This window comes from Stenotrophomonas sp. Steno-Z4 (genome assembly GCF_056393145.1).
Genome location: NZ_JBWJPC010000003.1, coordinates 427,592 through 448,875, shown reverse-complemented (window position 1 = coordinate 448,875; position 21,284 = coordinate 427,592). Strand labels below are relative to the sequence as shown.

Annotated in this window: 17 protein-coding genes; 5 read left to right on the top strand and 12 right to left on the bottom strand. The window is 68.5% G+C overall.

From position 1 onward, the window contains the following. Positions 1 to 78: 78 nt before the first annotated feature. Together smrA and AC06E7_RS10790 are read right to left on the bottom strand one after the other, a co-directional pair. Entirely contained in the window at positions 79 to 1,914 is a 1,836-nt protein-coding gene (smrA, locus tag AC06E7_RS10795; protein WP_093533155.1) for a multidrug efflux ABC transporter SmrA, read from the bottom strand. Between the two features lie 58 nt (positions 1,915 to 1,972). After that, positions 1,973 to 3,529: a serine hydrolase gene (locus tag AC06E7_RS10790; RefSeq protein WP_478064600.1), complete on the bottom strand. Its 1,557-nt coding sequence runs from the start codon at positions 3,527 to 3,529 to the stop codon at positions 1,973 to 1,975. A 133-nt stretch (positions 3,530 to 3,662) separates the two neighbouring features. Between AC06E7_RS10790 and AC06E7_RS10785 the strand changes: the two genes are divergently transcribed. From AC06E7_RS10785 to AC06E7_RS10775, 3 genes are read left to right on the top strand one after another with little or no spacing between them, the layout of a single operon-like run. Then, on the top strand, positions 3,663 to 4,097 hold the full coding sequence (locus AC06E7_RS10785; protein WP_478064598.1) for a VOC family protein: 435 nt from the start codon (positions 3,663 to 3,665) through the stop codon (positions 4,095 to 4,097). Further along, positions 4,094 to 4,912, top strand: coding sequence for a DUF72 domain-containing protein (locus AC06E7_RS10780; RefSeq protein WP_478064596.1), 819 nt, complete (start codon positions 4,094 to 4,096; stop codon positions 4,910 to 4,912). The genes AC06E7_RS10785 and AC06E7_RS10780 overlap by 4 nt, the downstream gene beginning before the upstream one ends. 55 nt (positions 4,913 to 4,967) lie before the next feature. After that, complete coding sequence (locus AC06E7_RS10775; protein ID WP_068850402.1) at positions 4,968 to 5,915, top strand: DMT family transporter; 948 nt, start codon at positions 4,968 to 4,970, stop codon at positions 5,913 to 5,915. Between the two features lie 271 nt (positions 5,916 to 6,186). Here AC06E7_RS10775 and AC06E7_RS10770 read toward each other — a convergent pair whose 3' ends face one another. The 6 genes from AC06E7_RS10770 to AC06E7_RS10745 all read right to left on the bottom strand — a co-directional run bounded on the left by AC06E7_RS10770 (position 6,187) and on the right by AC06E7_RS10745 (position 15,678). After that, entirely contained in the window at positions 6,187 to 7,350 is a 1,164-nt protein-coding gene (locus AC06E7_RS10770) for an AAA family ATPase (RefSeq protein ID WP_478064594.1), read from the bottom strand. Positions 7,351 to 7,455: 105 nt separating this feature from the next. Further along, entirely contained in the window at positions 7,456 to 8,526 is a 1,071-nt protein-coding gene (locus tag AC06E7_RS10765) for a sensor domain-containing diguanylate cyclase (RefSeq protein WP_478064592.1), read from the bottom strand. A 76-nt stretch (positions 8,527 to 8,602) separates the two neighbouring features. After that, positions 8,603 to 9,325, bottom strand: coding sequence for a pseudouridine synthase (locus tag AC06E7_RS10760; protein ID WP_093533149.1), 723 nt, complete (start codon positions 9,323 to 9,325; stop codon positions 8,603 to 8,605). A 37-nt stretch (positions 9,326 to 9,362) separates the two neighbouring features. After that, positions 9,363 to 11,015 (bottom strand): sensor domain-containing diguanylate cyclase, encoded by a 1,653-nt coding sequence (locus tag AC06E7_RS10755; protein WP_478064590.1) that lies wholly within the window; start codon positions 11,013 to 11,015, stop codon positions 9,363 to 9,365. A 121-nt stretch (positions 11,016 to 11,136) separates the two neighbouring features. Then, a complete protein-coding gene (locus AC06E7_RS10750) occupies positions 11,137 to 13,554 on the bottom strand; it encodes a putative bifunctional diguanylate cyclase/phosphodiesterase (RefSeq protein ID WP_478064588.1) in 2,418 nt (805 codons plus the stop codon). A 168-nt stretch (positions 13,555 to 13,722) separates the two neighbouring features. Next, positions 13,723 to 15,678: a DEAD/DEAH box helicase gene (locus AC06E7_RS10745; RefSeq protein WP_093533146.1), complete on the bottom strand. Its 1,956-nt coding sequence runs from the start codon at positions 15,676 to 15,678 to the stop codon at positions 13,723 to 13,725. A gap of 268 nt (positions 15,679 to 15,946) precedes the next feature. Between AC06E7_RS10745 and AC06E7_RS10740 the strand changes: the two genes are divergently transcribed. Then, the gene (locus AC06E7_RS10740) at positions 15,947 to 16,177 is read left to right on the top strand and encodes an RNA-binding S4 domain-containing protein (RefSeq protein ID WP_068850383.1); all 231 of its coding nucleotides are present in this window, start codon (positions 15,947 to 15,949) and stop codon (positions 16,175 to 16,177) included. Between the two features lie 50 nt (positions 16,178 to 16,227). Here the strand turns inward: AC06E7_RS10740 and ubiM are convergent, their stop codons facing one another. The 4 genes from ubiM to AC06E7_RS10720 form a co-directional block, all read right to left on the bottom strand. Beyond that, a complete protein-coding gene (gene ubiM / locus AC06E7_RS10735) occupies positions 16,228 to 17,418 on the bottom strand; it encodes a 5-demethoxyubiquinol-8 5-hydroxylase UbiM (protein WP_478064585.1) in 1,191 nt (396 codons plus the stop codon). Positions 17,419 to 17,505: 87 nt separating this feature from the next. Further along, a complete protein-coding gene (locus AC06E7_RS10730) occupies positions 17,506 to 17,907 on the bottom strand; it encodes an MAPEG family protein (RefSeq protein WP_093533144.1) in 402 nt (133 codons plus the stop codon). A 15-nt stretch (positions 17,908 to 17,922) separates the two neighbouring features. Then, complete coding sequence (locus AC06E7_RS10725; protein ID WP_068850378.1) at positions 17,923 to 18,453, bottom strand: DUF4019 domain-containing protein; 531 nt, start codon at positions 18,451 to 18,453, stop codon at positions 17,923 to 17,925. A 61-nt stretch (positions 18,454 to 18,514) separates the two neighbouring features. Continuing rightward, positions 18,515 to 19,654 (bottom strand): COG3904 family protein, encoded by a 1,140-nt coding sequence (locus tag AC06E7_RS10720; RefSeq protein ID WP_255220478.1) that lies wholly within the window; start codon positions 19,652 to 19,654, stop codon positions 18,515 to 18,517. A gap of 172 nt (positions 19,655 to 19,826) precedes the next feature. Here AC06E7_RS10720 and AC06E7_RS10715 point away from each other — a divergent pair, with 172 nt between their 5' ends. Beyond that, on the top strand, positions 19,827 to 21,284 hold the full coding sequence (locus AC06E7_RS10715) for an AlkA N-terminal domain-containing protein (protein WP_478064583.1): 1,458 nt from the start codon (positions 19,827 to 19,829) through the stop codon (positions 21,282 to 21,284).

Genomic DNA, 21,284 nt, shown 5'->3' with positions numbered 1-21,284 from the left:
TGTCCCGTAGAGGGCTGCCCGCCGGCCTTCCCTGCACGCAACAACAAAAACGCCGCAGCTGGTGCTGTTGCTGTTGCTCTAACCAGCGTCCGCCGCCACGAACCCACCGGTCTGCCGCGCCCACAGGCGGGCGTACAGGCCACCCGCTGCGACCAGCTCAGCGTGGGTGCCGGTTTCCACGATACGGCCCTGGTCCATCACCACCAGCCGGTCCATGCGCGCGATGGTGGACAGGCGGTGCGCGATCGCGATGACCGTCTTGCCCGCCATCAGCTCGTCCAGGTTGTCCTGGATCGCCGCTTCCACTTCCGAATCCAGTGCCGAGGTCGCCTCGTCCAGCACCAGGATCGGCGCGTCCTTGAGCAGCACCCGAGCGATGGCGATGCGCTGGCGCTGGCCACCGGACAGCTTCACCCCGCGCTCGCCCACGTGCGCGTCATAACCCTGCCGCCCTTCGGCATCACGCAACGTGTCGATGAAGGCGGCAGCGCGCGCCTTGCCCACCGCCGCACGCAGTTGTTCCTCGGTGGCGTCAGGCCGTCCGTACAGCAGGTTGTCGCGGATCGAACGGTGCAGCAGCGACGTGTCCTGGGTAACCACGCCGATCTGCCGGCGCAGGCTTTCCTGGGTGACCGCCGCGATGTCCTGGCCGTCGATGCGGATGTGCCCGCTTTCCAGGTCGTACAGGCGCAGCAGCACGTTCACCAGCGTCGACTTGCCCGCGCCCGACGGGCCGACCAGGCCGATCTTCTCGCCCGGCTTCACGCTCAGGTCCAGCCCGGCGATCACCCCGCCCTGCTTGCCGTAGTGGAAATGGATGTCATCGAACTGTACCCCGCCTTCGTGCACCACCAGCGGCACCGCATCGGCGCGGTCCTGCACGCTCAGTGGCTGCGAAATGGTGGTGATGCCGTCCTGCACCGTGCCGATGTCCTCGAAGATGCCGTTGATCGTCCACATGATCCAACCGGACATGTTGTGGATGCGGATCACCAGGCCGGTGGCCAGCGTGATCGCGCCCACCGTGATGTTGCCGTGGCTCCACAGCCACAGCGCCAGCCCGCAGGTACCGGCGATCAGGAAGCCGTTGACGATCGCGATGGTCAGGTCCATGCCGGTGGTGATCCGGGTCTGGCGGCGGTGCTTGACCGCCAGTTCCTCGATCGCCTCGGCCACATAGGCCTGCTCGCGCCCGCCGTGGGCGAACAGCTTCAGCGTGGGAATGTTGGTGTAGCCATCGACGATCCGGCCCATCGCCTTGGAGCGCGCCTCCGACGCGATCCACGCACGCTCCTTCGCACGCGGCACGAAGTACACCATGATCACCACGTAGGCCGCCAACCACAGCACCAGCGGGATCATCAGCCGCCAGTCCGCCTGCGCGAACAGGTACAGCGCCGTGCCGGTGTACACCACGATGTACCACAGCGAATCCACCATCTGCACCGCCGACTCGCGCAGCGACGTACCGGTCTGCATGACCCGGTTGGCCATGCTGCCGGCAAAATCATTCTGGAAGAACGACAGGCTCTGGCGCACCACGTAGTTGTGCATCAGCCAGCGCGACCGGTTGCTCAACCCCGGCACGATGGCCTGGTTGACCAGCAGGTTGTGCAGGCCCACCAGCACCGGCCGCGCCACCAGCGTGATCGCCGCCATCCACAGCAGTGTGTCGGCGTGCCGGGCGAAGAAGCCCGCATCCGGCTGCTCGCTGACCATGTCGACGATGCGGCCGAGGAAATCGAACATGGCCACTTCCACCAGCGCCAGCAGCAGCCCGGCGATCAGCGTGGCCAGCAGCACCGGCCAGACCGGGCGCAGGTAGTGGAGGTAGAACGGCAGCACGCGGCGCGGCGGCATGCGCGCGTCGATCGGCGGAAATACGGGAATCAGCGACTCGAACCAGCGGAACATTCCATTTCCTGGAAAACAGGCAGGCCGCGATTATCCCACCGCAGCCTGCCGTTTGTTTTCACGGGGTCAACACCAGGTCCTGGAAATCGAAACTGAAGTCGGTCAGCGACGATACCGCCTGCATGCGCACCTCGCGCACCTTGCCATCCGGATCCAGGCTGAAGTTCACGAACGCATCGGCGTTGAGCGAGCGGTCGTCCCAGCGCACGATGAACGTATCGTGCTGCCAGTGCTCCATCGTGCCCACCAGCTGCGCCGTCCTGCCGAAACGCAGGCGCAGCTCGCCGGCACGCTGCTCGACGAACACCTCGCCATACCACGGGTCACGGTAGGTGCCGGCGTAGCGCGCCAGCGGCAGCGACGGCGTGGATTTCGGATCGCGCGCCGCCTGGTGCGCCGCCCAGCCCTCATCGGCCTTGTCCTGCGCCTTGGCCACCGCCGCGGCGTACGCCGCCACCCAGTCGGTGGCCGGCGCCTTGAGATAGGCGTCCAGCACGTCCATGGTGATCGCGTTGAAGGCCGCGCCCACTTCCTGGTTGGTCAGCACCACGATGCCCAGCTTCTGCTCCGGCACCAACGTCACCCGCGACACCATGCCCGGCCAACCGCCGGTGTGCCACACCAGCTTCTGCCCCCGGTAGTCGCTCAGGCTCCAGCCCTCGCCGTAGCCGGCGAAGTTCGGGCGCGCGGCAGCCAGGGCCGGCACGCTCGGTTCGGGCACCACCTGCGGGGTGATCATCTGCCACATCGCCTGCTGGCTCTTCGGGCTGAACAGCGCGGTGCCGTTTTCCAGCTTGCCCTGCGCCAGCTGCACGTTCATCCAGCGCGCCATGTCGTGCACGCTGGAATACACCCCGCCCGCGCCGGCGTTGTTGGACCAGGTCAGCGGCGCCACCGTGCGCAGGTCGGTGAAGTCGAACTTGGCATGCCCGGTCGCGGCCTTGTCGCCCGGCTTCAGGTGATCGGCATTGAAGCGGGTGCCGGCCATGCCCACCGGGGTGAAGATGTGCTGCTGCAGGAAGTCCGCATACGACTGCCCGGAAACCTGTTCGATCACCTGCTGCGCCACCGCATACAGGATGTTGTCGTAGGCGTAGCGGTCGCGGAAGCCGGCTTTCAGCGGCACCTTGCCCAGCCGCTGCACCACCTCGGCGTTGCTGTAGGTGGTGGTCGGCCAGAACAGCAGGTCGCCCGCGCCCAGGCTGAGCCCGCTGCGGTGCGAAAGCAGGTCGCGGATGCGCATTTCGCCGGTCACGTACGGATCGGACATGCGGAACGACGGCAGATGGTCGATCACCCGGTCGTCCATCTTCAGCTTGCCCTGCTCGGCCAGCAGGTTCAGCGAGGTGGCCGTGAACGCCTTGGTGTTGGAGGCGATGGCGAACAGGGTGTCGGCCTCGACCGGTGCCGGCTTGCCCAGCTCGCGCACGCCATAGCCGCGCTCGAAGACGACCTGACCGTCCTTGACCACCGCCACCGCGATGCCGGGAATGTCGAACTGGCTGCGCACGCGTTCCACCGTGGCATCCAGCCGCTGCAGTTCGGCCGGCACGGTTGCCGACGCCAGGGGTGCGCACGCCAGCAGCACAAGGCCTCCGATCCAGGATGTGTTCAATCAGTGTCTCCGGTTGCATGTTGCAGGGGCGTCGAGGCCACCGACGGGCCGGTTACGCCAGGTTTCGCGCGATGGTAACGCGGCCGGCCGCAGGCTCGCCTGTGCCAGAAGCCGCCCACCCCGGAGCACCCGCATGACCGTCCCCACCGACCGCGGTTCCACCATCATTCCCTGCCTGCGCTACCGCGACGCGCGCGCGGCCATCGCCTGGCTGGAGCGTGCGTTCGGGTTCACCGCGCAGGCCGTGTACGCCGAAGGCGACCTCGTGTACCACGCACAGCTGGTGTACGGCTCCGGCATGATCATGCTCGGCTCGGTCGACAACGGCGGCGACTGGGGCAAGCTCATCGTGCAACCCGATGACGTCGAGGGCCGCGAAACCCAGAGTGCCTGCGTCATCGTGACCGACCCCGATGCCCACTACGAGCGCGCGGTCGCCGCCGGGGCCGAGCTGGCGATCGATATCGCCGACCAGGTCTACGGCGGCCGCGGCTATGCCTGCCGCGACCTCGAGGGCCACCTGTGGTGGTTCGGCAGCTACGACCCCTGGAAGGAGACCGACGCTTGAAGCACGCTGTTCCCGGACCGATTCATACCGGCATCGGCGGTTGGGTGTTCCCGGCCTGGCGCGGTGGCACGTTCTACCCCGCCGGCCTGCCGCAGCGCGAGGAGCTGGCGCATGCCAGCCGCCAGCTCGGCTGCATCGAAATCAACAGCACCTTCTACCGCGCGCAGAAGCCGGCGGTGTACGCGCAGTGGCGCGAGCAGACCCCGCCGGGCTTCAAATTCTCCGCCAAGGCGCCACGCACGATCACCCAGACCCACGACCTGGCGGCGGCCGGCGCACGCGCCGACAACTTCATCAACGGCATCACCGCGCTGGAGGATCGCCTCGGCCCGCTGGTGTGGCAGTTTGGCGATACCCATCCGGCGGGTGCACAGGAGTTCGATCGGTTCCTCGATGCCCTGCCCGGCAAGGCCAATGCACAGGTGCTCCGGCACGCACTGGAAGTGCGCAATCCCGAGGCGTGGACGCCGGAGCTGGTGGCCGTGGCGCGCGCGCACGGCGCGGCCCTTGTGTTCAGCGGCTCGGCCGATTACCCCAGCTTTGCCGACCCCACCGCGGATTTCATCTACGCCAGGCTGATGCAGTCGCGCGCCAACCTGCGTGCCGGCTACCCCGAGCGCACGCTGGAACAGTGGTGCCTGCGCGCGATGCGCTGGGCGCGTGGCGACGACAACCCCGACCTGCCGCACATCACGGCCGACGCCCCCGCCAGCGGGCCGCGCGAGGTGTACATGCTGTTCATCGGCGCCGCCAAGCACCGCAACCCGGGCGCCGCGGTGGCGCTGCGGAAACAACTGCAGCAGGTCGGCGCGTAGGGCCGGGCAAGGCCCCGCGCTATCGGGGCCTTGCCGATTGACGCACAATACGCGGATGCCGATGACCGACACCCGCAAAGCGCTGCTGCAAATCCACTTCTGCGTGCTGCTGTGGGGCATCACCGCCATCCTCGGCAAGCTCATCAGCCTGCCCGCGTTGCCGCTGGTGTGGTGGCGAATGCTGCTGGTGGTGGCCATGCTGGCCCTGCTGCCACGCGTCTGGCGCGGGTTGCGCCAGCTCTCCCCCGCCCTGTTCGCCGGGTACTGCGGCGTGGGCGCGCTGGTCGCCCTGCACTGGCTCACCTTCTACGGCGCGGTGAAGCTGGCCAATGCCTCGGTGGCGGCAACCTGCATCGCGCTGGCCCCGGTGTTCACCGCCGTCATCGAACCCTGGGTCGCCAAGCGCCCCTTCCAGCTGCGCGAGCTGGCCTTCGGTATCGCCGTGCTGCCGGGCGTGGGCATGGTGGTTGGCGGCGTGCCTGACGGCATGCGCGTGGGCGTGCTGGTCGGCGCCATGTCCGCATTGCTGGTCGCCATCTTCGGCTCGCTCAACAAGCGGCTGGTCAGCCACGCCGACCCACTCACCGTCACCGCGGTGGAACTGGGCGCCGGCACCGTCACCCTGACCCTGCTCGCCCCGCTGCTGCCGTTCCTGCTGCCCGCGCTGGCCAGCCCGCTGTGGGTGATACCCGACCTGCGCGACGGGATGCTGCTGCTGGCCCTGGCCGGCGTATGCACCCTGCTGCCGTTCGCCCTGGCGCTGGTCGCGCTGCGCCACCTCAGCGCCTACACCGTGCAGCTGGTCACCAACCTCGAACCGGTCTACGCGATCCTGTTGGCCATGGTCCTGCTGAGCGAACAGCGTGAACTGACCCCGCTGTTCTATGCCGGCGTGGCGATCATCGTTGGCGCGGTATTCCTGCATCCGCTGTTGAACCGGCGCAAGAAAGTGCAGCATCCCGAGATCCTTGGCACCGCCGAAGCGCGCAACATCGCCGAGTGACGAACCGGAACCCGCGCGGCGGGTAGAGCCGACGGGTAAAGCCGGCGGGTAGAGCCGACGGGTAGAGCCGACTGTTAGTCGGCTGCCTTTCGCGCGAAAAGCAGCGGACTAACAGTCCGCTCTACCGATCCGTTTTCCGGTCCGTCTTCCCGATCCGTTTCCCGATCCGTTTCCCGATCCGTTTTCCCGATCCGTTTCACCAATCCGTTTCACCGATCCATTTCACCAATCCGTTAACCGATCCGCTTTTTACGGGCCAACGCTTCCGGCATCAGCGTTCGGGCCAGTACCATGCCGGCGCGTCCAGCACGCCCTGGCCCACCAGCGTCGTACGGCTCATCTGCTTTTCCAGCGCGATCGACGTGCACGGCTCTGCCTCGCGCAGCGCCGCGATCAACCGGCTGGCATGCGACACCACCCACACCTGGCTGCGCGCCGCCGCCCCGATGATCAACCGCCCCAGCGCCGGCAGCAGGTCCGGATGCAGGCTGGTTTCCGGCTCGTTGAGCACCATCAACGGCGGCGGGCGCGGCGTATGCAGCGCCGCGATCAGCAACAGATAGCGCAACGTCCCGTCGGACAGCTCCGCCGCGCCCAGCGGCCGCAGCAGACCGGGCTGGTGGAACTTCAGGCTCAGGTGATCCTCACTCGGCTCGATGTAGACCCGCGCCCCGGGGAACGCATCGTCCAGCGCTGCCGCCAGCGCATCGGAATCGCCGATTTCCACGATCGTCCGCCACGCCGCCGCCAGGTCATGCCCATCGTGGCTCAGCACCGGCGTACGCGTGGCCAGGCTCGCCTGCCGGGCCGGCGCATCCCGGTCACTGCGGAAATGATCATAGAAGCGCCAGCTGCGCAGCGTCTCGCGCAGCCGCAGCACCTCCGGCATCCGCTGCGGATCGGCCACCTGCGTAACCAGGCTTTCGTGCACCGACAGGTTCGATTCCAGCAGCTCCCAGCTGCGCCCACTGCGCCGCCGCACCATCGCCCCGCGCCGCTCCACCAGCACGTTGCTGCTGCGCAGGAACGGCCCGGCCCAGATGCTCTCGCACTTGATCTGCGGGTCCAGGTTGAACATCGAATGCGAATCGGCCACCGGGTAGCCCAGATCGATCGCATACCCGAAATCATCCGCCGCAAAACCCAGCCGCAGCGCCACCGATGCCTGCCGCGGCCCGCCCTGCACCGGCACCTCGCCCGACAGCATCCGCCGGTCCAACCGCTCCGGACCGGCCCACAGCGCCGACTGGAACCCGCCCTCCCGCGCCAGCGACGGCGTCACTCCTCCCCGCGCCGTATCGGCCAGCAGCCGCAGCGCGCGGTACAGGCTGGACTTGCCACTGCCGTTGTCACCGGTGACCAGGTTCAATGCCCCCATCGGCACGACCAGGTCGTGCAGGGAACGGTAGTTGGAAATGGCGAGGGTCTGCAGCACGGAAGGACTCCGCAGGGAAACGGGATTGCAGGATGGCAGCGCCAGGTCGCAGATATTGCGATTGATGGCGCGATTGACCACGCCCGCAGACCAAGGCTCTAAAACTCAGGGCGCCAACTCAACCCGATTCCGCCCATTACCCTTCGCCCGGTACAAGGCCGCATCCGCCCGCTCCAGCGTCTGCTCCACCGTGTCACCTGAACGATGCGCCGCGACCCCGATACTGACCGTCACCGGAAACCCCAGCGGCAGGTCGGAAACTGCCATCCGCAGGAAATCGCACTGCAACTCCGCCGTGCGCAGGTCCGTATCGGGCATCAGCACCACGAACTCCTCCCCGCCATAGCGCGCCGCCAGCCCGCGGCCCGAGAACTGCGCCCGCAGCAGCACCCCCAACTCCGCCAGCACCCGGTCGCCGGTCGCGTGCCCGTTGAAATCGTTGATCTGCTTGAAATGATCGATATCCACCAGCGCCACCGCCGTCTGCCGTGGCTGCCCGTCCGCATCCAATACCGACGCATCCAATGCCACCGCCATCGCGCGCCGGTTCGGCAGCCCCGTCAGCACATCCGTCCGGCTCTGCTCGGCCAGGTCCGCGTTCTGCGCCAGCAGCACATCGTGGTACTCGCCCAGCAACCGCTCGTAATCGTCGCGCTCCACCATGTGCGTCTGGATGTCCAGCGCAAACCGGCGCAACTCCATCACCAGCATCACCTGCCGCGACAGTGCCGCCAGCGCCTCGGTCTGCTGCGCATCCAACCGCTGCGGCTGTGGATCGAACACGCACAGCGTGCCCATCGGCAACCCCTCCGTACTCACCAGCGGCGCCCCCGCGTAGAAGCGCACCTTCGGGTCACCGGTCACGATGGGATTGTCATGGAAGCGCTCATCGCGTTGCGCATCCTCGACCACCATCACCTGTTCCGGGTGCAGGATCGCATGGCCACACATCGACTCCGAGCGTGGCAGCTCCTGCGCCTCCGTTCCCTGGATGGATTTGAACCATTGGCGTTCGGCGTCGATCAGCGTGACCGCCGCCATGGAGGCGCCACACACCGCCTTGGCGATGGTCACCAGATCCTCGAAGGACTTTTCCTTCTCCGAATCCAGGATGCGATAGCGATACAGTGCCGCCAGGCGAACCGCCTCGTTGACGGGCTTCTCGGGCTTGATCATGCAGCGGGTCGAATCCGGGAGCTGGCCACAGTCTAGCCCGATCACCCGAGGCAAAGGTTACCCGCCGGTGCAGGACCTACCAGTCCTGCTGCTGCGGCAGCAGCCCCTTCAATTCCGCATCGGTCAGGTTGCGCCACTGGCCCGGCTTGAGCGCCCCGATCTTGACGTTGTCGATGCGCACCCGGCGCAGCTGGGTCACCCGGTAATCGAACGCCGCCGCCATCAACCGGATCTGCCGGTTCAGCCCCTGCTGCAGCACGATCCGGAAGCCGAACTTGGCGATGCGCGAGGCCCGGCACGGCAGCGTCGTTTCATTGTGGATGCGCACCCCGCGCGCCATGCCGCGCAGGAATTCGTCGGTCACCGGCTTGTTCACCGCCACCAGGTATTCCTTCTGGTGGTTGTTCTCCGCGCGCAGGATCTGGTTGACGATGTTGCCGTTGCTGGTCATCAGGATCAGGCCTTCCGAATCCTTGTCCAGCCGGCCGACCGGGAAGATGCGCTGCTCATGGCCGACGAAATCGACGATGTTGCCCTTCACCGCACTTTCGGTGGTGCAGGTGATGCCCACCGGCTTGTTCAGCGCAATGTACACATGACGGCGGCCACCGGCCTTTTTTGCCTCGCGCGCGCGCAGCGGCTGGCCGTCGACCAGCACCACGTCGCCCTCGCCGACCACCGCACCGGTACCGGCCGGGTGGCCGTTCACGGTGACGCGGCGCTCGCCGATGATGCGGTCGGCTTCACGCCGGGAACAGAAGCCGGTTTCGGCAATGAACTTGTTGAGTCGGGTTGTCATCGCGCCATTATCCGGCAAAACCCCGTCCGGCGCGGCATCAGGCGACCAGCGGATCATCCGCCGGCAGCGCCTGTTCACCGTCGCAGACCTGGTTGCGCCCCGCACGCTTGGCCCGGTACATCGCATGGTCGGCGCGCCGCAGCAGCCCCGCCAGGTCATCACGGCCTGGGCGCAGCACCGCCAGCCCGATGCTCACCGTCACTGCCAGGCCGGAAATGCCCAGCGGCGCGGTCACCGTCGGAATCTGCCGGCGCACGCTTTCCAGCCGCGCCAGTGCCGCGCCGTGGCTGGCGCCCGGCAGCAGCACCAGGAATTCCTCGCCGCCCATGCGGATCACGTCGTCCTGCACCCGTACCGCCCCGCGCAGGCCACGCGCCACCGCCACCAGCACCTGGTCGCCGACCTCGTGGCCGAAGCGGTCGTTGATGTCCTTGAACAGATCGATGTCCAGGAAGCCGATCGCCAGCGGCTGCTGCTCCGCGCCCGCCCGTTCCAGATGACGGGCCAGCAGGTGCAGCCCGTGGCGGCGGTTGGGCAGGCCGGTCAACGCATCGGTATCTGCCAGCTGGCGCATCTCGTCGCGCTGCTGGCGCAGCCGGCCCAGGCGCAGGTTGAGCGCATAGGCGGCCATCATCAGGAACCAGGTCGCCGACAGCTGCAGCGCCTCGATCCGGTACGCGGTCAGCCAGTGCGCGTGCAGTGCGTCGGCGATGACCAGGATCCACCACGGTACCAGCGCGAACAGCCCCGCCGCCGCATAGCCATCGCGCTGCGCCAGCGCCCACAGGCCCACCCCGAGGCAGACCACGCAGCCCAGTACGAACACTGCTTCCAGCGCGGCCGCCATCCAGGCCAGCCCGGCCGTGCCCATCCATGGCACGCACAACCCGGCCAGCACCAGTCCCCACAGCACAGCGCGCTGGCCGGTGCCTGAGCCCGGCCACAACCGGGCGCCGCCGTTGAGCCGCCACAGGATCGGCAGCAACAGCGCCAGCGCGAACGTGCTCAGCGCCACCAGCCACCACGACGCGCGGTCGTGCACCGGCAACCACGGCTCGGGGTACCCGCTGAGGCCACCCAGCACCGCCTGCCACAGCACGAACACCGCGCAGATCGCCACGTAGTAAAGGAAGGTGCGGTCGCGGGCGGTCACGAACCCCATCAGCGCCGACAGCGCCAAAGCGATTGCCACCGCGATGCAGGCCGCGCGCACCAGCAGGCGGGCGGTATCGTTCTGCTGCACCGGGCTGGGCGCCCCCAGCCGGACGGTGGGAATCCAGCGCGGCTTCAGCGGGGCGGCCCATGACACGATGATCGGCTCGCGCTCGCCGGCCTTGGGCACCACCACCATGCCGACCCCGGCGCGGAAGCGCGAATCCCGGGTGCGGGCGTCGTGCATGCTGCCGCAGATCTGGCGGTCGCCGTGACTGATCCGTACCTCCCCGGTCAGCACCCCGAACACATCCACCGCCTGTGGCGCACCGGACCAGCCGCCTGCAGGCGCCGGAATCGAAAGGATGTCCTGGTGATGGGCCAGCACCTCCGGTGAGCAGGGGCGCTGCGGGGCCTGCTGGTCAGTGGCGGCCCCCAGCAGCAGCACATCACGGCCGACCTGGGCCGCGCCGGCCAACGCCGTGGCCGACAGCAGCAGCCACACCAGGCCGGTCAGCCACCGGATGGCCCCGCTCATCCCCTGCATCCCGCCGTCGCTGCGCCTCACACCATCACCCTGTCGCCCTGCACCGCCATGCACACCGCATGGCGTCCCCGTGGCGATTATCGCAAGAAGGCGCGCCGGTGCACGTCACAGTTCAGGAAAGGCGGCTGGACGGCACCGGGGTTTCCCGCCACAGCGAGGGCTGGGTGAGCTTTTCCAGCGGCATCGGCCGTTCGATGGCATACCCCTGCAGCCCTTCCACCCCGAGCGCCCGCAGCTGCGCGGCGATCTCTTCGGACTCCACCCACTCGGCGGTCACGCTCATGTGCAGCTCGCGGCCGATTTCGGTGATGGCCCGCACCGTGGCACGGCTGACCGGATCGATATCCATGTCGCGCACGAACACCCCATCGATCTTGAGCATGTCCGCCGGCAGCTGGCGCAGGTAGCCGAACGAGGACAGACCGGCACCGAAGTCGTCCAGTGCCACCCGGCAGCCCCGCGCCTTGACCCCTTCGACGAAGCTGCGGGCCTGGTCCAGGTTGCTGATCGCCGCGGTCTCGGTGATCTCGAAACACAGCTTGCGCGCCAGCCCGCGGTTGCGCTCGAGCAGGTCGCAGACGAAGGCCAGGAACGTCGGCTCGGCGATCGACTGCGCCGATACGTTCACGTTGCACAGGCCCAGCCGCTGCACATGCGCCGGGCACAGCTGCAGGTGGCGGAACAGCAGCCCCAGCACGTGCCGGTCCAGCGCCATGCCCATGCCATAGCGCTCCACCGCCGGCATGAAATCGCCCGGGCCCTGCAGCTGGCCGTCGGTACCGCGCATGCGCACCAGCACTTCGTAATGCAGGAAGCCCGGGTCGCCCACCTGCTCGATGCGCTGGGCGTACAGCAGCATGCGGTTTTCGGCGATCGCGCTGGACACATGCGCCAGCCGGTCTGCTTCCAGCAGCCGCTCCTCCAGCGCCATCCGGTTCTCGTTGAAACAATGCACGCGGTTGCGCCCGGCCTGCTTGGCCGCATAGCAGGCGCTGTCGGCCGCGCTCATCAGCCAGTTCACGTCCGCCACCTCCGCGGTGATTTCGACCACCCCGATGCTGCAGCTGACCCGCGGCAGCCCGTCGTCGCGCTGGAATCCGGCCTGGCCCAGGTTGCGTGCGATCCGCTGCAACACCTGCTTGGCTTCTTCCTGGCGGGCGTCGGCCAGGAACATCGCGAACTCGTCACCGCCCATGCGGCCCACCCAGTCCCCTTCGCGCACCGCACCTTCCAGGTAGTCGGCAAAGCCGCGCAGCAACTGGTCACCGGCCGCGTGGCCAAGGCCATCGTTGACCAGCTTGAAATAATCCAGGTCCAGGTAGCACAGGCTGTGGGTCCCACCATGGCTGCGCACATCCAGCAGCGCCAGTTCCAGCAGGCGTTCGATCTCGCGGCGGTTGACCAGCCCGGTCAGCGGATCGTGGCTGGCGTGGTGCTCGACCTCGCGGGCCAGCGCGTGGTTCTGCGAGACGTCCTCAATGATCGCAAACACCGAGACCTCACGGCCGGGGCTGCGCACCAGGGTGCCGCTCCAACGCCCCCACAGCAGGCCACCGTCGGCATGCCGGAAGCGCAGTTCGCCCGGGCGCAGCTGGCGCGGCCAGTCGATCTCGCCGGCCTCGTCGAGCACCAGCTCGCCATCCACCAGCAGTTCCGGCAGCTCCATGCCCAGCAGCGCGTCGCGGCGATAGCCGAGGATATCGGCCATGGCCTGGTTGGCTTCGACAATGCCCCCGGCGTGGTCCAGCTTGAGCATGCCCACCGTGGCCTGGTAGAACGCGGCGCGGAAGCGGCTTTCGGTGTCGATCAGGTCATGGCGCACGCGTCGTGACAGCAGCACGGCAACCAGGGTGATCAGCAGGACTGAGAGGCCGCCGACCACCAGCGTGACCATGCGCACGATGGAAGCCGTATTGAGCAGCGCCAGCGAGAAGGCGCGGGCCTGCGCCTGCAGGCTGCGGTCCAGCGCCTGCAGCTGGACCAGCAATGCTTCGCGCATGGCAGGCTCCACGCGGCCGTCTGCGTGCATCGCTTCGGCGCTGTCCATCATCGCCTGCAGCTGCGCCAGGCCATGGTCGGTCTGCTGCCACAGGTGCACCGCATCACGGAAGTAACCGAGATGCCCCAGGTAGCGGAACGACAGGATCAGCCGGTTGATGTCGCCCGGCTGGTTGCCGCCCTGCAGGAAGCCGCGCCGCGCCCGCGCGAGATCCACGTCGTCCTGTTCCAGCGCGCGGCGTGCGTCCAGGTCACCCAGCGGCACCTGCAGCGCCGCGCGCGCTTCGGCCAGTGCGGCCGGGTTGCCCGAGGTGAGGTATCGCTCCAGCGCGAAGGTGGCATGCTGCTGGCTGCGCGACCAATGGCTCTGCCCCACGATCCAGGCGGTGGAGGCGCCCTGCAGTTCCTGGATCAGCGCCGACAGCCCCACCAGTCCGACCGCCATGCCGGTGAGCAGCACGAACCGCAGGGTCAAGCCCCGCGTTACATGCGGCACGGCGGTACTGCCTACATCCCTGCTGCCTCCCAGCATCGCAGATCCCTCCGGCGCCCATGGGTGCTTGGCATAGTCCTCTGTGATTGCAGGCTAGGTCCAGCCTTGTTGAAACGGCGCGAAGTTTCGCCGTCACATCGGTCAGGTAGCTGAAACGACAACGCCAGCCCGAAGGCTGGCGTTGTTGGCTGCGGCGATGTGGAGCGATCAGCCGTTGCGCGGACCGCGCGGCTTGAAGCCGTCACGACGCGGCGGACGGTCGTTGCCGCCCGGACCACCCGGGCCACGGTGACCACCCGGACCGCCCGGCTTGCCGCCGCGGCCGAACTTCGGCTTGAACGGCGGGCGTGCCGAACCCGAGCCTGCGGTGTCTTCACCCGGCTCGACCTTGCGCATCTGGAGCTGCTGGCCCGACACCCACACCTTCTTCAGGTGGCTGAGCAGGTCGGCCGGCATTTCCGCCGGAAGATCCAGGATCGAGAAGTCGTCACGGATGTCGATGCGGCCGATGAAGCGGCTTTCCAGCCCGGCTTCATTGGCGATCGCGCCGACGATGTTGCCCGGCTTGACCCCGTGCACATGGCCCACTTCGATGCGGAAGGTTTCCATGCCGGGTTCCGGCTCGCCACGCGGGGCGATTTCACGGCGCGGGGCACGTTCGAAGCCACCGTCGTTACCGCCGAAATCGCCTTCCGGACGCGGCGGACGCGGGCCGCGGTCGTCTTCACGGCGCGGGCCACGCTCGAAGCGCGGTTCGAAACGCGCCGGGCGCTCGCCACGGTCGTTGCGGTCGGCACGCGGGTGCGGCGCACGCTCTTCACGGGCACCACGCACCGGCGGGGTCAGCAGGAACGGCGAATCGCCCTGCAGCAGCTTGGCCAGCGCGGCGGCGATGTCGATCGCCGGCACGTTCTTCTCGCCTTCCAGCTTCTGCAGCAGGTCGCGGTAGAACTCGGTGCCGCCGGCATCGAGCGCATCGCTGATGCGGCTCATGAACTTGTTGATGCGGGTGTCGTTGACCGCGTCCACGCTCGGCAGCTGCATCTCTTCGATCGGCTGGCGGGTGGCGCGCTCGATCGCACGCAGCATGCCCTTTTCGCGCGGGGTGGCGAACAGGATCGCATCGCCGGTGCGGCCGGCACGGCCGGTACGGCCGATGCGGTGCACGTAGCTTTCGGTGTCGTACGGAATGTCATAGTTCAGCACGTGGCTGATGCGCTCCACGTCGAGACCGCGCGCGGCCACGTCGGTGGCCACCAGGATGTCCAGCTTGCCTTCCTTCAGCATGCCGATGGTGCGCTCACGCTGCGCCTGCTGCATGTCGCCGTTGATGGCGGCAGCGGCCAGGCCACGGGCCTGCAGCTTTTCCGCCAGTTCTTCGGTGGCCGCCTTGGTGCGCGAGAAAATGATCATCGCGTCGAACGGTTCCACTTCCAGGATGCGGGTCAGCGCGTCCAGCTTGTGCATGCCGCTCACCCACCAGTAACGTTGGCGGATGTTGGCCGACGTGGTGGTCTTGCTGACGATGGTGACTTCGGCCGGGTTCTTCAGGTAGGTCTGCGCGATGCGGCGGATCTGCGACGGCATGGTGGCCGAGAACAGCGCGACCTGGCGGGTTTCCGGCAGCTTCTTCAGCACGGCTTCGACGTCGTCGATGAAGCCCATGCGCAGCATTTCATCGGCTTCGTCCAGCACCAGGGTCTTCAGCTCGGACAGGTCCAGGGTGCCGCGATCGAGGTGATCGATCACGCGGCCCGGGGTGCCCACGATGACGTGCACGCCACGGCGCAGGGCCTGCAGCTGCTGGCCGTACGGCTGGCCGCCGTAGACCGGCAGCACGCGGAAACCGGGGATGCCCGACGAGTAGGTCTGGAACGCCTCGGCGACCTGGATGGCCAGTTCGCGGGTGGGTGCCAGCACCAGCACCTGCGGCTTGGTCTGGTTGAAATCCAGGTTGGACAGGACCGGCAGTGCGAAGGCGGCGGTCTTGCCGGTACCGGTCTGGGCCTGGCCCAGCACGTCGCGGCCTTCCAGCATCGCCGGGATGGTGGCGGCCTGGATCGGCGACGGGGTTTCATAGCCGACGGCGGCAACGGCCTTCATCACAGCGTCGGACAGGCCGAGGTCTGCGAACAGCAGCGGCGTGGGGGATTCTTGGGACATGGGGAACTCCGAAGCCACTACCGTTTTACGTGGCAGTGGCATAAAAAAGGGGATGGTCCGCGCTTTGGGCGCCCTTTCTTATCGCGTGCCCTGGCGCTGCTCGGTCGGAGGAGAATTCACTCGCTCAGGGCGCGATGATACCGCATGAATCCTGAACCACGCGTACAGATTTCAGCACGGAAGCGGTAAACGCCGCGTGCTGGCGCACAATATGCGCCCGATTTCGGCGCGGCCCCGCTCCGCGCCCCTTCACAGGATACCCAGCTCCATGCAGACCCTCGAATTTGAACTGGACAGCGAGTACGTGGAACTGAAGCAGCTGCTCAAGCTGGCCGACCTGGTGACCAGCGGCGGCGAAGCCAAGACCGTGATCGGCGACGGCCAGGTGCTCGTTGACGGCGAAGTGGAGTTGCGCAAGGCCTGCAAGATCCGCGGCGGCCAGCAGGTCCAGTTCGGCGACACCGTGATCAACGTCATCGCCGACAGCGACGCCCCCTGATCCCGTGTGACGACCAACGGTCGTCACCTACCGGTGAGGTCCAACGGTGGTCACCTGCCGGTGAGGTGCGCGGCAATCAGCTGCCGGAACGGCGTCACCCCGTGGGCCAGCCGCAGCCCCGCCCGACGCAGCACCCGCGCCGGCAGGCGGTCATCGGTATAGAGCGTGGCGATCGCATTGGTCGCCTCGTACAGCGGCCGTGAGGCCAGCCGGTGCCCCCGCTCGTAGGCGGCCAGACCGGCCGGAGCGGCGATATCGGCACCACGCCCGGCCGCCCGGCGCAGGATCGCGGCCAACCGGTCCTGGCTCTGCAGGCCCAGGTTGAACCCGTGCGCGGTGACCGGGTGCATGCCCACCGCGGCATCGCCGATCAGCGCGCAGCGCGCGCCCACGAACGCGGTGGCGTAGACCCCCACCAGCGGGTACGCATGGGGCCGCGCCACCGGCGTCATCGCGCCCAGGCGGTGTTCGAAACATGCACTGATGCTGCGTCCGAAGGTCGCCGCGTCCTGCGCCAGCAGCGTTTCGATTTCACGCGGTGGCAGGGTGATCACCGCCGAGGCCTGGTCGCCGTTGAGCGGCAGCAGCGCCATGGTGCGGCCATAGCCGAACCACTCCCACGCAGTGTGCTGGTGCGGCACCTCGACCTGCATCCGGCAGACCAGCATCGATCTGCCGAAATCGCGCATGCGCGCGCCGATGCCCAGCATGCGCCGGGTGGACGAGAACCGGCTGTCGGCCGCCACCACCAGCCGCGCCTGCAGCCGGCGCCCATCGGCAAGGGTCACCTCGCTGTGGCGCGCACCGGGCACGATGCCGCGCACGCTGCACTGGTCGAGGATCTCCAGGTCGGCCTGGCCCTGCACGCTGTCCCATGCCGCGCGGCGGATCAGGTGATTGGGCACCAGCCAGCCCAGGTCGCCGCCGTGCGCGTCGCGCGCAGCGAAGGTCAACGCGAACGGTGAACCCCCATCCATGACCTTGGCGTCGCGCAACGGCGAAATTTCAGCGGTATCCAGTCGCTGCCACAGGCCCAGCTGCTCCAGGATGTGCCGTGAGGCATGGGTGAGCGCGATCTCGCGCCCGTCGAAGGCGGCCTCGGCCAGCGCCGCGCGCGGCTGCTGCTCCACCACCGCCACCCGCAGGCCGCTGCCGGCCAGCGCGCGGGCGAAGCACAGCCCCGCCGGCCCAGCGCCCACCACCAGCACATCCACTGCCTGCACTCCGCGATCGTCCTGCATGATCCGTTTCCGTTGCGTGTCCACGACCGAGCTTACCGCTCGCGGGCAGGCGCGCTCTTGATCTGAATCAGCCGCGTCGGCGCCGGTTCACGCCAGCCCGTGCAGCAGGCGCCACAGCAACAGCACGATGCCCAGCATCGAAACCACCCAGACCAGGCTGCGCACGTAGGGAATGCCGGCGGCATACAGCGGCACGTAGACCAGCCGCGCCCAGAAATACAACTGCACCGCAAGCGCGGTGGTGCTGTCCTGGCGCTGGGTGAGTACCACGGCCAGCACGGCGGCGGCGAAGAACGGGAAGGTTTCCAGGAAGTTGGCCTGCGCCCGCTGCAGGCGTGCCGCCAGCGGCCCCGGCGGCGGCGCAACGCCATCGCGGGCCGAGGCATTCCAGGCCAAGCCGCGTTCGCGGGTGACCGCGCCTGCGGCGATCATCACCTGCACCAGGCCCAGCACGATGGCCCAACCCAGCATCTGGATCTCGATACCCATGCATTTCTCCTGCGGTCAGGGCGCGGCAGCGCGGACGCTGTAGCCGGCCAGGCGCCAGACCTTGTCTTCATCGAAACGGAACGACACCAGCTCGCGGACCGGCTGGGCGTTGTTGGCAAACTTGGTGGGGAAACTGACGTTGATGTAGAGGCCTTCGGGCACGGTCGCGCCGGCCTTGTACTTGACCCGGGTCACCACGGGCTGCCCGCGCGAGAGCAGCGCGCCGAGACGCTTGCGGTCGCCGTCCAGCTGGGCCACGAAGGCCTGTTCGGTGACGGACTTGCGGGCCACTTCGGAAGCACCCTTCCAGGCCTCGGCAGCGCGACCGGTGTCAACCAGGGTCGCCACCTTCAAGCCGGCCGCGGCCATTTCCTGGTCCTGCTTCTGCACCTGCGCCTGCTGCTGCGGGGTCAATGCCGGGCGTGCCGGTGCGGCCGGGGCGACCGGTGCGGGGCGCGCGGGCGCCGGGGCCGGGGTGGCCGGCGGCGGGGTCTGGGCCAGGGCAACGGCGGGAAGCAGGAGCGACAGCAGCAGCGGAACGCGCATCGGGACACCGTAGGCAGCAGTGGACTGCATTGCAGTCTACGGGAATGCCGTGAGCAGGCCGTCAGTTGCGTTCGGCTGCCTCGGCGGGGGGCTGGTCGGCGTCGCTGGCGGTGCGTTCGGCCACCGCATCACGCGGCTTCCCGCCGGTGGGCAACAGCGTGGACACATCGATTTCCGACAACGGGCTTTCGTCCGGGCAGGTCACATCCGGGAAGCCGAAGCGCTGCTTGAGCGTCTGCCCGCAGCGGGTAATCACGTCCAGTTCGCTGCCTTCGCGCTTGCACTCCTGGTCGAAGGCGACCAGGAAGGCATCCTTGCGGCGTACGAAATCGTCGCCGCACTTGCGCATCTGCTTGATCCGCTCCAGGTCGTCCTGCACCGCATTGGTGCCGTCCAGGCCGAACTGGCGCAGCTCTTCGCTGCTGAGCAGGCGCAGGCTGCGGTTGGGCACGGTCATCATCAGGTCGGCCACGCCGACGGCCACGCCGTTGCGCTGCAGGTAATCCTTGACGTTGTCGTAGACCTCGTGGAGTTCCAGGTTGAGCTCGGCACGCGAGGTCGCCTTGGAACTGATCCGCATCATGCGGTGGATGCCGACCTTGCCCGACACCAGCCGGTTGTCACCGGCCGCCAGCACGAACACGCAGGCGCTGTGGCAGACCGAGCCTTCGCGCACCCAGATGGTCCAGTTGGATTCGCCGATGCGGTCACCGGCCACGATCGCCGCTTCGACCTGGCCACCGCTGGAATCCAGGTCCAGGATGCGCCGCGAGACGCGCTGGGCGTCGGCCACCAGCGCGATCCGCGCCACCAGTTCGGCGAACCCGGGATTGATCTTGCCCGCGTAGCGCACGCGCAGCAGGCCACGTTCCACGCACGGGGCGATGGCCGCTTCCAGGCTCGCCCGGTCCAGCGCCTCCAACGCAGCGCCGTCGCCGCCGTCGTTGGCGTACTCGGTGTCGCAGCTGAGCCAGGCCTTGCCGTTGTCCAGCGCTACCGTCGGCCAGCCCTGCTCGCCCTTGCGGGGCGGCGGCGGTGGCGCGGGCGGTGCATCGGCGGCGTTGAACGACACCATGTGGTCGCCGTCGGCGGTCTGCGCCCGCACCGCCTTGTCGGCGGCGGTGACGTTGCCGGGGTTCTCCAGCTGGCTGCAGGCGGCCAGCCCCAGGCACAACAGCAACAACCCGCACGACTTGAGCAGCATGGACACCCGGCTTCCAGACAAAGGGCGTGCCGAAAACGGCACATGAAGGCACAGTCTAGTGCGCCCGGCCGGCATCGCGGGAACCTGCCCTGAACCGCACCGGGCGTGCCCGGGATTGCTGTCCGAAAACGGCGAGCCGGGCCCTGGCCGGGCGCATAGACTGGGCTCCATGGACACCGCCCTGCCCCTGGACTACGCCGCCTGCGAAAGCGCCCGCCTGGCCCGCGATGCGCGCTTCGACGGCGTGTTCTTCACTGCCGTGCGCAGCACCGGCATCTACTGCCGTCCGGTCTGCCCGGCGCCGGCGCCGAAGCCGGTCAATGTCGACTACTACCCCACCGCCGCCGCCGCGGCCGCGGCCGGTTTCCGCCCCTGCCTGCGCTGCCGGCCGGAACTGGCCCCGGAGGCGCAGGACGCACTCAGCAACGAAACCCTGCAGCGCGCTCTGGCGCTGATCCACGATGGCTTCCTGCAGGATGCGGCGGTGGGCGACCTGGCCGCCCGGCTCGGCTTGAGCGCGCGCCAGCTGCAGCGGCTGTTCGTGGCGCGGCTGGGCGCGGCCCCGGCGCAGATCCACGCTACCCGCCGGCTGCTGCTGGCCAAGCAGCTGCTGACCGAAACCGCGTTGCCGGTCACCGACGTGGCCATGGCCGCCGGCTACAACAGCCTGCGCCGATTCAACGCCGCGTTCGTGGAAGGCTGCGGCATGCCGCCCACCGCGATCCGGCGCCAGCGCGGCGTGCTGGCTGACAGTGCGCTGACCCTGCGCCTGGGCTACCGGCCGCCGCTGGATTTTGCCGCGATGCTGGGCTTCCTGCGCCGCCGCTGCATCCCTGGCATCGAGCAGATCGACGACAACAGCTACCAGCGCGTGATCGGCCCGGCTGAACGCCCCTCGGTGATCCGGGTCACCGCCGACCCGCGCCGGCCCGAGCTGCTGCTGCAGCTGGGCCAGGTCGATCCGCGCGCGATCCCCGGCATCGTGCGCCGGGTGCGGCGCATCTTCGACCTGGACGCGGACCTGCGCATCGTGCACGCCACGCTCGGCCAGGATCCGCTGCTTGCGCGCGGTATCGCCGCACGTCCCGGGCTGCGCGTACCCGGCGGTTGGGATGGCTTCGAAGTGGCGGTGCGCGCCGTGCTGGGCCAGCAGGTCAGCGTGGCCGCGGCCATCACCCTGGCGCGGCGCGTGGTAGACCGCTTCGGCACCGCGCTGGACGGCATGCCCGAGGGCCTGGACCGCCAGTTCCCCACGCCTCAGCAGCTGGCCGACGCGCCGCTGGAAGGCATCGGCCTGCCGCGCACCCGAGCGGCCACCGTGCGCGCGGTGGCCGCCGCCGTCGCCGACGGCAGGCTGGATTTCCATGCCGGCCAGCGCCTGGATACCTTCATCGAACGCTGCGTGGCGCTGCCCGGGATCGGGCCGTGGACCGCGCACTACATCGCGCTGCGCGCCTTGGCGCTGCCCGATGCCTTCCCCGCCGGCGACCTGGTGCTGCAGCAGGTGCTGGGCGGCGATACCCGCCTGACCGAGCGTGCCACCGAGGCCCGTTCGCAGGCCTGGCGGCCCTGGCGTGCGTACGCCGTGCTGCACCTGTGGCATCTGGCCACGTCCGCTTCGGAGTAA